The 13,365-nt window shown below is 68.2% G+C and carries 11 protein-coding genes; 8 read left to right on the plus strand and 3 right to left on the minus strand.

Annotated features, from left to right (window positions below; translation table 11 throughout):
- Nucleotides 1-30 precede the first annotated feature (30 nt).
- From G539_RS0102385 to G539_RS23430, 6 genes are all read left to right on the plus strand, one after another.
- On the plus strand, nt 31-2,772 hold the full coding sequence (locus tag G539_RS0102385; protein WP_029073781.1) for a DUF2339 domain-containing protein: 2,742 nt from the start codon (nt 31-33) through the stop codon (nt 2,770-2,772).
- A gap of 390 nt (nt 2,773-3,162) precedes the next feature.
- Entirely contained in the window at nt 3,163-4,206 is a 1,044-nt protein-coding gene (waaF, locus tag G539_RS0102395; RefSeq protein WP_029073782.1) for a lipopolysaccharide heptosyltransferase II, read from the plus strand.
- A gap of 118 nt (nt 4,207-4,324) precedes the next feature.
- Nucleotides 4,325-5,335 carry an ADP-glyceromanno-heptose 6-epimerase gene (gene rfaD / locus G539_RS0102400; RefSeq protein ID WP_029073783.1) on the plus strand — a complete coding sequence of 337 codons (1,011 nt, stop codon included), beginning with the start codon at nt 4,325-4,327 and terminating at the stop codon, nt 5,333-5,335.
- On the plus strand, nt 5,332-5,868 hold the full coding sequence (locus G539_RS0102405; RefSeq protein ID WP_029073784.1) for a D-glycero-alpha-D-manno-heptose-1,7-bisphosphate 7-phosphatase: 537 nt from the start codon (nt 5,332-5,334) through the stop codon (nt 5,866-5,868). Before rfaD ends, G539_RS0102405 begins: the two co-directional genes overlap by 4 nt.
- 8 nt (nt 5,869-5,876) lie before the next feature.
- Nucleotides 5,877-7,316: a D-glycero-beta-D-manno-heptose-7-phosphate kinase gene (rfaE1, locus tag G539_RS0102410; protein WP_029073785.1), complete on the plus strand. Its 1,440-nt coding sequence runs from the start codon at nt 5,877-5,879 to the stop codon at nt 7,314-7,316.
- A complete protein-coding gene (locus tag G539_RS23430; protein WP_035829868.1) occupies nt 7,313-8,455 on the plus strand; it encodes an AGE family epimerase/isomerase in 1,143 nt (380 codons plus the stop codon). The genes rfaE1 and G539_RS23430 overlap by 4 nt, the downstream gene beginning before the upstream one ends.
- Here the strand turns inward: G539_RS23430 and waaC are convergent.
- Complete coding sequence (gene waaC / locus G539_RS0102420; protein WP_029073786.1) at nt 8,438-9,481, minus strand: lipopolysaccharide heptosyltransferase I; 1,044 nt, start codon at nt 9,479-9,481, stop codon at nt 8,438-8,440. The two genes, G539_RS23430 and waaC, sit on opposite strands and share 18 nt — an antisense overlap.
- Before the next feature lie 138 nt (nt 9,482-9,619).
- On the opposite strand from waaC, the gene G539_RS0102425 reads away from it, so the two are divergent.
- Nucleotides 9,620-10,714 (plus strand): M24 family metallopeptidase, encoded by a 1,095-nt coding sequence (locus tag G539_RS0102425; RefSeq protein WP_029073787.1) that lies wholly within the window; start codon nt 9,620-9,622, stop codon nt 10,712-10,714.
- 28 nt (nt 10,715-10,742) lie between these two features.
- Here the strand turns inward: G539_RS0102425 and G539_RS0102430 are convergent, their stop codons facing one another.
- Entirely contained in the window at nt 10,743-11,834 is a 1,092-nt protein-coding gene (locus tag G539_RS0102430; protein ID WP_084639731.1) for a COX15/CtaA family protein, read from the minus strand.
- A 215-nt stretch (nt 11,835-12,049) separates the two neighbouring features.
- Between G539_RS0102430 and G539_RS0102435 the strand changes: the two genes are divergently transcribed.
- Nucleotides 12,050-12,265 (plus strand): DUF2842 domain-containing protein, encoded by a 216-nt coding sequence (locus G539_RS0102435; protein WP_029073789.1) that lies wholly within the window; start codon nt 12,050-12,052, stop codon nt 12,263-12,265.
- On the opposite strand, the gene G539_RS23435 is transcribed toward G539_RS0102435, so the two are convergent.
- Nucleotides 12,228-13,316, minus strand: a complete 1,089-nt coding sequence (locus G539_RS23435) for a polysaccharide deacetylase family protein (protein WP_051231029.1) — start codon at nt 13,314-13,316, stop codon at nt 12,228-12,230. The genes G539_RS0102435 and G539_RS23435 overlap by 38 nt on opposite strands.
- Nucleotides 13,317-13,365: the final 49 nt, after the last annotated feature.

A 13,365-nucleotide genomic window follows, 5' to 3' on the forward strand; every position in this document is an offset into this window, starting at 1 on the left:
CACAACTCATGCACGTGTTAACAGAGTCGCATGGACGGATTGATCGCATTCGGGATTCTCGCCCTCATCGCCCTGCCCATCCTGGCGATTTCGGCCTTCATCATGGGGCTCGGCGCGCGGCGGCGCATCCGGGGGCTCGAATCGCGCCTGCATGCGCTGGAGCTGCGTTCCCTGCGCGCCGTGGCGCCTCCGCCGGTCGATTCGGCCGCGCTCGCGGCGGAGCAGCCCGAGATCGGCGTCGAACCGGAAGTCCCGGAATCCGTGGCGCCACCGGAAGTCTTCGTCCCCGCAGAGCCGGAAGAGGTCGCGGTTCCCCCTGAACCAGAGGCGATTGTCGTCCCGCCAACGCAGCCGGCCCGTCCGCGCGAATCTCTCGAGCAGCGACTGGGCGCCCGCTGGGCCGTCTGGGTCGGCGGCCTGGCCCTCGCGCTCGGGGCGATCTTCCTCGTCCGCTTCTCGATCGAAGCCGGCCTGCTCGGCCCTGGCGTTCGGATTGCGCTCGGCGCCCTGTTCTCGGTAGCGCTGCTGGGCGCGGGCGAATGGCTGCGCCGCTCCGATCGCGTCACCGCCTTCTCGCGCATCCCGGCCGCCAACATCCCCGGAGTCCTCACCGCGGCCGGCACGGTCGGCCTGTTCGCGACCGTGTACGCTGCCTATGCCCTGTTCGGCATGATTGGTTCGACAGCCGCCTTCGTGCTGCTTGGGCTGATCGGCATGGCGACGATGGTGGCCGCGGGGCTGCATGGCGCCTGGCTCGCCGGTCTCGGCATGGTCGGCGCCTATGCGACGCCGCTGCTGATCGAATCGAACACGCCCAACATTCCGGCGCTGATGCTCTACCTCGTCATCGTGACCGGGTTCTCCTATGCTCTCGCCCGGCTACGCCTCTGGCGCTGGCTGGCGATCGCGGCCAGCGTCGCGGCGATCCTCTGGGGCGTCGTCATGCTGCCGACCGACGCCGGCGCGATCGGGAACGGCCTCTACGCGATCGTCATCCTGATCCTTGCCGCGCTGTTCCTGGTGGTCGATGTCCAGCGTGGGGACCAGAGCGATCGCCCCGATGGCTTCGCCGTGGCCGTCCTGGCCGGCCTTGCCGCTCTGTTCGTGCTCGGAACGCTCGCAGAAAACTACGCGACGACCAGCATCGCGGCGGCGCTCGCCGGTGGCGCGGTCCTGCTTCTGCTCGCCCGGCGCTATGATGCCGTGGCGCTCGCGGCCCCGATAGCCGCGATCGAACTGGTCGTGCTGCTGTTCTTCTGGCCGGCGGCCCAACAGGCGGCGCTCGAACCGACGACCTATGTCACGACCGCGTTCGCGACCTATTTTCCGACGCCCGACGCCGTGCGAACCTTCGGCAGTGCCGCCCTGCTCGGCGCGGCGGCGCTGATCGCGACGGCACTCGGCCGATTGGAAGCGCGTTCGGAGCCCGGTCCCTTCACGATCGCCGCCCACGCCGCGGCAGCATCCGCTGGCCCCGTGGCGGCGATGATCGTCGCCTATCTCCGGATTGCCGGCTTCGTCTCGAATCTCGGCTTCGCGGCCATCGCCGTGGCGCTGGCCGCACTCTATGCCTTCCTCACCGAGCGCTACGCGAAGCGCGAACGGCCGGGCTCCGTGCTCGACACGATTCCGACCGGCGTCTTCGCCGCCGGAGCCGTCGCCTCCGTGGCCTGCGCCCTCACCATGGCGCTCGAGGGTGGCATGCTGACGACGGCGCTGGCGCTCGCCGGCCTCGGCGCAGCCTGGGTGCAGATCCGGCGCCCCATCGCCGTGCTGCGCTACGCCGTCGCCGCGCTGGCGCTGCTCGTGCTCGGCCGGATCGCCTGGGATCCGTACATCTTCAGCGTGCGGACCGGTTCCGGCGTGTATCTCTCCATCCTGCTCGGCTACGGCATCCCGGCCGCCGCATTCGCGCTGGCGTCGATGCTGCTTCGCCGCGTCCGGGTCGATCGGGCGGTCTACGCGGCGGAGGCGCTGTCGGTGATCCTGTCCGCGCTCCTCGTCGTCTTCGAGATCCGCGCGATCGTCTTTGGCGGCGACCTGCTGACGCCGGCGACGGCGCTCAGCGAGCAGGGCCTGACCACGGCCGCCGCCTTCGCCTTCGCGCTCGGGCTCACCCGGCTGGCGCGGAGCCGGCCGAGTCCTGTGTTCCGCATCGGCGGAATGCTGGCTCGCCTCATCGGCCTCGCCAACGCCGTGATCGGCCTCGGCGTCGTCGCCAACCCGCTCTTCACGGGCGACGCGGTCGCCGGTGGTCCGATCTTCAACGAGATCATCCTCGCCTATGGGCTCTCGGCGGTGCTGGGCGGACTGGTCGCGTGGACGATGCCGATCGCCCGGCCGCGCTGGCTGCAACTGGTGACAGGGTCGGTGGCGCTGGCGCTCGCTTTCGCCGCGGTGACTTTGGAAATCCGCTTCCTGTTCGCCACCTCCCCCGATCTCTCGTGGGATCCCGTGGGTTCTGCCGAATCTTATGCCTATTCGGCGGCCTGGCTGGTGCTCGGCATCCTGCTGCTCGCTTTCGGCATCGTCTTCCGGCAGCGCGCCGCGCGGCTTGCGTCCGCCCTGCTGATCGTCGTGACCGTCCTCAAGGTCTTTCTGTTCGACATGTCGAACCTCGAGGGCGTGTGGCGGGCCCTCTCTTTCATGGGCCTCGGCGCCGTGCTGATCGGCATCGGGCTCGTCTACCAACGACTGCTTTTCGGAGGACGCCACATCGCGGACGATCCTCCGGAAGGCCCGGCCGAACCGAATACGTCCCACGGCACCTGAAGCCGGAACTCCTTTCCGCCGCATCCCGTTGGATCGGTGAAAGGAGTTCCCATGTCCCAACCGGAAGCATCGTCTCCCGGGCCCGACGTGCCCGATCCAGGCCAGCCGCCGCACCCCAGGCCACCCGGGCCGGCCCGGCCCGTCCACGACCCGCAGCCACGGCCCGATCCACCGCCCACGCCCCCGGACATTCCTCCGGTCCCGCCGCAGGAGTTGCCGGACAACCCGGACATCCCCGATCCAGATTCGCCGCAACCGCGGCCCGACATCCAGCCGGTACCGCAGGAACTTCCAGGCAACGCGCCGCAGGAGTTCCCCGTCACCGAGCCTCGCGGCTGATGTCGCTTGACGGCCGTCCTGCCCGGGGCCATGAAGGCCCCGAGCCACCACATGCGCACCACCGATCCAACCTCGCCCATTCTCCTCGTCGGCCCCTCCTGGGTCGGCGACATGGTCATGGCCGCAAGCCTGGTCGCGGCGCTGCGCCGGCGCTGGCCGGGCAGGCCGGTCGACGTGCTGGCACCGCCTGCCTCGCTGCCGATCGCCAGCCTGATCGAAGGCGTCCGCAATACCATCCCTCTCGGCTTCGGCCATGGCGAATTCGGCCTCTCCGGCCGTTGGAAGGTCGGACGCTCGCTCAAATCCGCTGGCTACGGTTCGGCCGTCATCCTCCCGCGCGCCTTCAAGGCCGCCATTCCTTCGTTCGCGGCGCGCATTCCCGAGCGCATCGGCTACGCGGCCGAGGGACGGAGCATCCTGCTCACGGACGCGCGGCCCGATTCCAATCGCAAGTCGGCGCGCACCATCGATCGGTTCGTCGCGCTCGCCGGCTCCGCCGGATCGCCGCCCGCGTCGCCGCGCCCGCTACTGCAGAAGCCGGATCTCGATCTCGGCGCGCTGGCGGCGAAGTTCGGGCTTGCGACTGACCGCCCAGTCCTCGGCCTCTGCCCGGGCGCCGAGTATGGTCCCGCGAAGCAATGGCCCGCTGCCAAATTCGCGGCCCTCGCCCGCCTGGCGTCCGAGGCCGGCTATGCCGTCCGCCTTTTCGGCGGCCCCAAAGACAAGGCAATCTCCGCCGAGATCGCCCGGCTGGCCGGCGTGCCGGTCGAGGATATCTCAGGCCGGACGAGCCTGATCGAGGCTGCAGCGCTGCTCGCCGCCTGTGCCGCCGTCGTCTCCAACGATTCGGGCCTGATGCATGTCGCTGGCGCGCTCGACCGCCCGCTCGTCGTGATCTACGGATCGAGTTCGGAAAAGATGACGCCGCCGACGGCCCCGAACGCCGAGATCGTCTCGATCGAGCTCTCCTGCCGGCCTTGCTTCAAGCGCGAGTGCCCGCTCGGCACACTCGCCTGCCTCGAGGGGATCGACGCCCAGCGCGTCTTCGGCGCCGTCGAGCGTGTCATGGCCGTGGCGCGAGCCGAGGCCGGCTGATCGTCGCTTCCGCGCGGACGGTTTCATCATCTCCTGACTTGGGCTATCCAACCGACCAAAGCGCGAGATCGCGCAGAGCTGTTCAGGACCGCGCCGACGCGGCATCGAGGAAGCACGGATGAGCGTATTGGGCAGAGACGGCCGCGACACGATCCTGGTGACCGGCGGCGCCGGCTTCATCGGCTCCAACATGGCGCGGGCGCTCGCCAGCGACGGCTGGCGGGTCGTCGTCGCCGACTGGTTCGGCGCCGGCCGCAAATGGCTCAACCTCGCCGATGTGTTGCTCGACGACGTCATTCGTCCCGAGGCGACGCTCGGTTGGCTCGAACAGCACCACCGCCGCGTCGAGGCGATCGTCCACATGGGCGCGATCTCGGCCACGACCGAGCAGGACGTCGACCTGATCGTCGAGCGAAACATCCGCGCGACGCTGGATCTCTTCGCACTGTCGACGGCACGGGAGATCCGCCTCATCTACGCATCGTCGGCCGCGACCTATGGCGACGGCAAGGACGGCTTCGTCGACAGCGAGGATCCGGATCATCTCGCGAGCCTGCGCCCGCTCAACGCCTATGGCTGGAGCAAGCTCGCCGTCGACCGCCGCATCATCGCCGACGTCCGCGCCGAGCGCCCGACTCCGCCGCAATGGGCCGGACTGAAGTTCTTCAACGTCTACGGGCCGTTCGAAGCGCACAAGGACGACATGCGCTCGGTGATCCACAAGATCTACCCGACCGCCGCCGCCGGTGAGGCGGTGACGCTCTTCCGCTCGCACGACCCGAACTACGAGGATGGCGGCCAGCTGCGCGACTTCGTCCATGTCGCCGACTGCGTCGACGTCATGCGCTGGCTGATCGCGAGCCCCGGCGTCAGCGGCATCTTCAATGTCGGAACCGGCAAGGCACGCAGCTTCGCCGATCTCGCCCGGGCCGTCTTCGCCGCGGCCGGCCAGGAGGCGCGGATCGACTATGTCGACATGCCTGAACGGATCCGCAACGCCTACCAGTACTTCACCGAGGCGGACGTCTCGAAGCTGCGCCGGGCCGGCTACAACGCCGATTTCCGTTCGTTGGAGACCGGCATCGGCAGCTATGTTGGCGACTACCTCGCCAAGGGCATCGCACTTTGAACCGAATCCTGCGTCCGGCCGCGTTCCTCGATCGCGATGGCGTCATCAACATCGACCACGGCTATACCCACAGGCCCCAGGATCTCGAGTTCGTGTCCGGCGCGCCGGCTGCCATCCGCCGTCTGAACGAGGCCGGCTACATGGTGGTCGTCGTCACCAACCAATCCGGCGTGGCGCGCGGCTACTATGGCGAGGATGACGTGGCGCGCTTCCATGCCCACATGCAGCGGGAACTCAGGCGCGTGACCGCTCGCATCGATGCCTTCTACAGCTGTCCCTACCACGCCGAGGGCATCGTACCGGCCTATCGGGTCGATCATCCCGACCGGAAGCCGGGACCGGGCATGATCCTGCGGGCGCTGCGGCAATTGCCGATCGATGCCGGCCGTTCGTTCATGATCGGCGACCTGCCGAGCGACATGGCGGCGGCCGCCGGTGCTGGTGTCGCCGGCCACCGCTTTCCCGGCGGGGATCTTGACGATTTCGTCGCGGGGGTGCTCCTACAGGCGAGCGCCGCCAACAGGCCGACATAGGAACTCTCATGCTCGACGAACTGCACTCCGGACGCGTCGCGGTGATCGGCGACCTGATGGTCGACCGCTACATCACCGGATCGGTCAGCCGGATTTCGCCGGAAGCGCCCGTGCCCGTCCTGCTGCACGGCAATGTGCGCATCGTCGCGGGCGGCGCTGCCAACGTCGCGGCCAACGTGGCGGGCCTCGGCGCCGATGTCACGCTGGTCGGCTATGTCGGCGCCGACGTCGAGGCCGGTGAGCTGCGCAGCGCGCTTGCCGCCCATCCGCGCGTCGACCTCGACAAGCTCGTCGTCGATGCGACACGCCCGACGGTCACCAAGACGCGCGTGATGAGCGGCCGTCAGCAGATTGTTCGCATCGATGCAGAGGATCCCGCGGCGCCTGGCGCCGAAGCCGAAGGGGCGCTGATCACGGCCGGCAAGCGGGCTATTGCCGAGGCCGATGTCGTCGTGCTTTCGGACTACGCCAAGGGCGTCCTGTCCGATGCTGTCATCAGCGCCCTCATCTCCGAGGCGAACGCGCGCAGCATTCCGGTCATCGTCGACCCGAAGCGCCGCACCTTCGAGGTCTATCGAGGCGCGACTTTGGTCACTCCGAACCGCAAGGAGCTGTTCGAGGCCACCGGCATCGCCGGGAACGATGACGCCGAGACCGTCCGCGCCGCCGCCGAGGCGAGCCGCCAGTTCGGCGGCGACGTCCTGGTCACGCGCGCCGAGAAGGGCATGACGCTCTGGCGTCAGAACGGCGAGATCACCCATGTCGCGGCCGAGGCGCGCGAAGTCTTCGACGTCTCCGGCGCCGGCGATACCGTCGTCGCGGCGCTGGCCGTGGCGCTCGCCAACCGCCAGTCGCTCGAGACCAGCATTGTCATCGCGAATACGGCGGCCGCGATCGCCGTCAGCAAGCTGGGCACAGCGGTCGTCACCCGCGCCGAGTTGGTAGCGGCACTCGACCAGGCCAGCCACGCCGAGGATCGCGCCGGCGTGTTGGTATCGCGAGAGGAGGCGGCGAGGATCGTCGCCCGCTGGCAGGCGCGCGGTTCGCGCGTCGTCTTCACCAATGGCTGCTTCGACCTGCTGCATCCCGGCCATATCGCCCTGATCGAGGCGGCCGCGCGCGAAGGCGACCGCCTCGTCGTCGCCCTCAACACCGACGCCTCGGTGCAGCGCCTGAAGGGGCCGGCCCGCCCGCTTCAGGACGAGCAGGCCCGCGCCCGCGTGATGGGCGCGCTCCGCGCCGTCGATCTCGTCATCCTGTTCGACGAAGATACCCCGCTGGAGGCGATCCAGGCGCTGAAGCCGGACGTGCTCGTCAAGGGCGCCGACTATCGCGAGGACCAAGTCGTCGGAGCGGACTTCGTCAAGGCCAATGGCGGCCGGCTGGTGCTTGCCAATATCGTCCCCGGCCGCTCGACAAGCGCCCTCGTCGCGGCAGCACGCTCGTGAAAAGCTTCGCGTTTGCAAGAGCCTGGGCGCAGGACCTCGCCCTGCCCCTCTGGTGCAGCAACGGCTTCGACGAGCGCCGCGGCCTGTTTCACGAGCGGCTCGACTTCGACCGCCATCCGATTGAGCTCTCCGCCTCGCGCCTGATGGTGCAGGCCCGCCAGATCGCTACCTATTCCCGTGCCAGCCTCGCCGGCTGGCATTCCGGCGCTGACGACAAGGTCGCCTCCTGCCTCGCCCACGTGGAGCGCCTCTATCATCGTGCCGACGGGCATCCCGGCTGGATCTTCTCGATCGATCCGGATGGCAAGCCCGCGAACCGCGTCCGCGATCTCTACGCGCATGCGTTCATCATCTACGCGCTCGCCTGGAGCCACCGCCTGACCGGCGACCCGCACGCGATCCGCCTCGCCGACGAGACGCTGGCCGAGATCGACGTCGTGCTTGCCGCGCCCCATGGCGGCCATTTCGACGCGGCGCCGACCGATGACCCGACCCGGCGTCAGAACCCGCACATGCATCTGGTCGAGGCCGTTCTGGCGCTCTACGAGGCGACGGGCCGCGAACGCGACCTCGCGCGGGCAACCGCGCTGATCGAGTTGGCCCTCGCGCGCTTCATCGACCGCGAGAACGGCGCGTTGCTGGAGGATTTCACGCTCGATTGGCAGCCTCTTAACCCACGCGGCAAGAACCGGGTCGAGCCCGGCCATCTGTTCGAATGGGTCTGGCTGCTCGGCGAATATCGACGCTTGGGCGGTTCGGTCCCGGAGGCCGTCACGGACAAGCTGCTGTTCTTCGGACTGGAGCATGGCCTCAACGCGGAAACGGGCCTGATCGTCGACGCGGTGACCGAAGACGGTAGCGTCATGATCCCGAGCTACCGCGCCTGGCCGCACGCCGAAGGCGTCAAGGCACTCGTCACAGCGGCGCAGGCCGGCCAACCCGACGCGGCAAAGATGGCGGATCACCTGCTCGCCAGCCTGATCACCTTCGCGCCGGAAACCTATGAGGGCGGCTGGCTCGACCGCTTCGACGTCGACGGCACGCCGCTGGTCGACCATATGCCGGCCTCGACGCTCTATCACGTCATGGGCGCGCTGTTCGAAGCCGAGAAACTGGATCGGTCAGAGGGCGGCGCCTGACGGAAGTCGCAGCCGGCTGGCCAGCGCCTGCCAGACACGCCCTGGCGTCTGATCGGCCAGACAGGGCGGCCCTTCGCCAAAATCCGGCTTGATGCGGCACGTCGCCTTTTCGCAGGGCGCGCAGTCGCGCGTCGCCACGAACTCCTCGACATCCGGTCCGACCAGTCCGGTCAGGCCCGGATTGGTCGGGCCGTAGAGGCCGATGGTCGGAATGCCGAAGGCCGCCGCGAGGTGGCCGAGACCCGTGTCCACCGTAACGACGCCGGCGGCGTTGGCGATCACCGGAATGATGCTGTCGAGCCCGCCCGCCGGTACGCGCTCGACATTGGCGAGGCCCTCCGCGATCCGGGCGGCTCGCTCGGTCTCCGTCGCGCCATGGGCGAACAGCTTGGCCTTGAGGCCGGCCGTCCCGCAACGCTCCGCCACGCCGCGCCAGCCTTCGACCGTCCAGGTCTTGGTGGCCCAACTGGTGCCGTGGATCAGGACGACGCCGTCTCCCGTACGCGTGCGGATGCCTTGGTTCGCGAAATCCGGAACGAGACCTGCATCCGGCGCCGTCTCCGGCATCGGATAGCCCAGCGACGCGGCGAACAGCTTTCGGATTCGCGTCACCATGTGCTCGGTCTCGGGAATCTCATGCCCGACCTGATAGAACCAGGTCGCCATGCTCTCCCTTGCACTGCCACGGGCAAATCCGTGCCGCGGCTTGACGCCCGAGAACACACCGACAAGCGCGCTCTTCATCAGGCCCTGCGCGTCGATGAGCAGATCATAGCCGCCGCCACGCAACGCCGAGACCGCCTCCTTCATCTCGGCCATCGTCTCGCGCGGCTGCTTCTTCATCCGCCGGATCGGCAGGGCGATCACGTTGCGAACGGCCGGGTGCAGGCGCGCCAGCGGCGCGAAGGCCTCATCCGCGACCCAGTCGATTTCGAGGCCCGGCACGACCCGCGCCGCGTCGGTCAGCGCCGGATAGGTGTGCACCAGATCGCCCAGCGACGAGAGTTTGATCAGGAGGACGCGCATGAAGGGCCTGTGGCGTGATCGGCAATGGCTTGGGAATGCAGCAATTGTCCCTCGTCCGCAAGACGTCTCCGCCGGCTTCGTGGTTGACCGCCCCGCCGCTTGTTTTTACCAATAGTGAAATTCTTACAGGAGGCTTTCATGACGCGGCTAGCGACCCTTCAATCCATGCTTCGGCAGAACGGCGTGGACGCCGTCGCGCTCGGACCAGGCCCGCACATGGCCTACATCGCCGACGTGCACCCGCATGCCGACGAGCGCCCCTGCCTGCTGATCGCGACGCCGACTGGCGCCGCCGTCCTGATGCCGGAGCTGAACGCCGACGAGATGCGGCGCCAGACCGACCTGCCGTTCTTCACCTGGTCGGACGCAACGGGCCCCCAGGCCGCGCTCGCCGAGCTCCTCAAGTCGCTCGGAATCGAAAAGGGCACCAAGCTCGTCCAGGTCGACGAGACGATGCGGGCCGATTTCGCGCTGCTCGTCATCGAGGCGATGGGATCGCCGAAGGCAGCCTTCGCGGCCGAGAGCGTCGGTCGCATGCGTCTCTCGAAGGACGAGGCCGAGAAGGCCGAGATCCTGCGCAACGCCGAGATCGACGACCGCGCAATGGAGGCGGCCTTCGCCGCCATTCGCCCCGGCGTGACGGAACGCGAAATCGCCGACGCGGTGCGCGCGGTGTTCGAGGAAGCCGGCGCCACGACCCTGTTCGCGATCGTCGGCGCCGGTGGCAATGGCGCCTTCCCGCACTATGCGACCGGCGACCAGCCGGTGGCGGAAGGTGACGCCATCGTCATCGACATCGGCGCTCGCTCCGGCGCCTTCTCCAGCGACCTGACCCGCATGGCCTATGTCGGGACACCGAGCGAGGAATACAGGAAGGTCCACGCCGTCGTCGAGGCGGCCGTGCAGGCAGCTTGCGCCGCGGCCAAGCCCGGCGTGGCGGCCAAGGATGTCGACGCGGCAGCGCGCGGCGTCATCACCGCGGCCGGCTATGGCCCCTACTTCACGCACCGCACGGGTCACGGACTGGGGCTGGAGGGGCATGAACCGCCCTACCTGACCTCGACCAGCGAGACCATCCTCGAGGAGGGCATGGTGTTCTCGATCGAGCCGGGCATCTACCTGCCCGGCAAGTTCGGTATCCGGCTGGAGGAGATCGTCATCCTCGAGGCGGACGGCCCGCGCATCGTCAGCCGCCTGCCGCGCGGCGTCTACGTCGCACCGCTGGAGGACTGATCCAGCCGCATGGTGGCCGCCCGAGAAATCAGGCGGTCACCGGCGTCGGCGGGTTGAGCGCCCGCCGATGCGATACCGCGGCCCAGAGCACGACCGCCGCGCCGAACTGGTGCAGCAGGGCGAGGTCGAGCGGGACGACGGCGATGAGCGTGGCGATGCCGATTCCGGCCTGGGCCAGGACCAGTACAGCGAGATGACGGGCCCGTCGGGCCGCATGCGATCCCGGAACCAGCTTCCAGGCCTGGAAGGCGTGGACCAGGGCAGCGATGACGAGAAGATAGGCGACGATGCGGTGGTCGAACTGGACCGTCATCACGTCCTCGAACACGCTGAGCCAGGCCGGGTCATAGTCGTAGACACCGGCCGGAATGAAGCTGCCGTCCATGAGCGGCCAGGTGTTGTAGGTCATGCCCGCCTTCAGGCCGGCGACAAGGCCTCCGAGGAAGATCTGTACCAGCACGATGGCGACGATGAAGCTCGCCATGCCCTTGAGCGGAACGGACGCGGCGCGGTCCTCACCCTTGTCCGGATCGAGCCCACGGCTGATCCAGACGGCGACGGCGAGGATCAGGCAGGCGATGGTGAGGTGGGTCGCCAACCGGTACTGGCTGACGCTGATGCGGTCTGCAAGGCCGCTCGTCACCATCCACCAGCCGATGCCGCCCTGCAGGCCTCCGAGCGCGAAGAGACCGAGCAGGCGCGGGATCAGCGGCCGCTCGATGCGCCCCGTCATCCACAGTAGGACGAAGGGCACGAAGAACACCACGCCGATCATGCGGCCCAGCAGACGATGCCCCCATTCCCACCAGAAGATGTTCTTGAACTCGTCGAGGGTCATGCCCTTGTTGACGATCTCGTACTGGGGGATCTGCTTGTACTTGTCGAATTCCTCGTGCCACTCAACGTCGCCGATCGGCGGGATCACGCCATGAATGGGCTTCCATTCGGTGATCGAGAGGCCGGACCCGGTGAGGCGCGTCGCGCCGCCGACGACGATCATGCCAATGACCAGAAGGATCACGGCCCCCAGCCAGAGACGGATCAACGAGCGATCGCGCGTCCGGTCGCGCGGCGGCGCCCCGCGCAGCTGGCCAGTCGTCACCACACCATCCGTCGTCATTTTGCACCTCAAGATCGTCCAGCGGACCGATTAGCGGCTCGCGCGGGCACGGACAACAGACCCCGTCGCCCTCACGCCAATCGGCCGCGCGACATCCGGTCGCGCAACGTCAGGCCCTTGTCGCGGCCCGCCATAGGACATTGCCGCCGGTCTGGCTTTGAAGTCACTCGCCGAACGCGCTATGCCAGCGCGAAGACAATCACGAAAGGCACGACATGCCCATCCGGCTCCGCAAATTCATCGGCATGATCGCGCTCGTCGCGTTGGTGGTCGTATACTCCTTCATCGCCATGGTGATCGCGCAGCTGAAGCTGGTCGACGCGTCCAAGCTGGTGCAGATGATCTACTACGTGGTGGTCGGTCTCGCCTGGGTGTTCCCGGCCGGCGTCATCATCAAGTGGATGCAGAAGCCCGAGTCCCCGAAGGGCTGAGGGAGCCGCGCAACAGGCGCCGCAATGGCCCCTCCAGAGCCAGCGGCACGCCGGAGAGCAGCAGGTCGACATAGCGCGCATGCTGGAAATGCCCGTTCATGGAGATGCGTGGCAAGGCCAGTATCCGGCTGTCCGGTGTGAGCACGCCGCGACGGGTCGTCACCGCCGTGGTGAAACCGAGCTCCGCCGCGAGCGCGAACTCGCGCTCCGACGCTGAACGCTGCGAGCCATAGGGATAAGCGAGATGGCGCGGTCGGCTGCCCGTCATCTCGGCAATCCGGTCCCGGCTTTCCGCCATTTCGCGGCGCGCTCGAGCCGCATCGAGGCGGGCCAGCGCATAGTGTCCCACGGTATGGGCCCCGATGGTGACGAGCGGATCCTGTGCCAGGGTGCGGACTTCACCCCAGCCCATCATCTCGCGCGCGACCAGTTCGACCGGATCGATGCCATGTGCCCGCGCCACGGATTCAATGGCCCGGCGCTGCTCATCCTCGTCGACCCGGCACAGCGCTGTCGCTGCTATGCGGCAGGCCGCGCGCTTCTGTCCCAATGACCGCGAAGGCAGCTCGATCGCCTGATCGCCGACCTGCATGCTGAGCTGCGAAACGTGCCGGACGAGGGCGACCAGAAGATCCCACCACGGAACGGCGGTCCGATCGGCAAAGCCGCTCGCCAGATAGACGGTGAAGGGCGCACCGAGTTCCCGCAGCAAGGGATAGGCTTCCGTGAGATTGTTCCGATAGCCGTCGTCGAAGGTCAGGACGACGAAACGCCCGCCATCGTCGGGACCGGCCATGCGCCGAGCGGCCTCGTCCAGGTCGACGATCTCCATCCCGGCGGCGCGCACGCGCCGGACGACGACGTCCAGGAACTGCGGCGTCACTTCGAGATGCGCGTTCGGATGGAAGCGCCCCGGCGGACGAGCCCGCACCTGATGAAACATCAGGATGGCGCCCCGGCCCTGGGTTCTTGGCGAGACATAGCGATGCGCGCCGCTCAGGTAGAGAGCGTTCAGTCCCGCCTTGTAGCCGGCAATCTTGAGACCCTGCATCCGCGACCCAGACATTCCAAGGCGAGCAACCGCAACACGCTCATACGAA

Origin of the sequence: Kaistia adipata DSM 17808 (assembly GCF_000423225.1) — a bacterium.
In the GTDB taxonomy this organism is placed as follows: Bacteria; Pseudomonadota; Alphaproteobacteria; order Rhizobiales; family Kaistiaceae; genus Kaistia; species Kaistia adipata.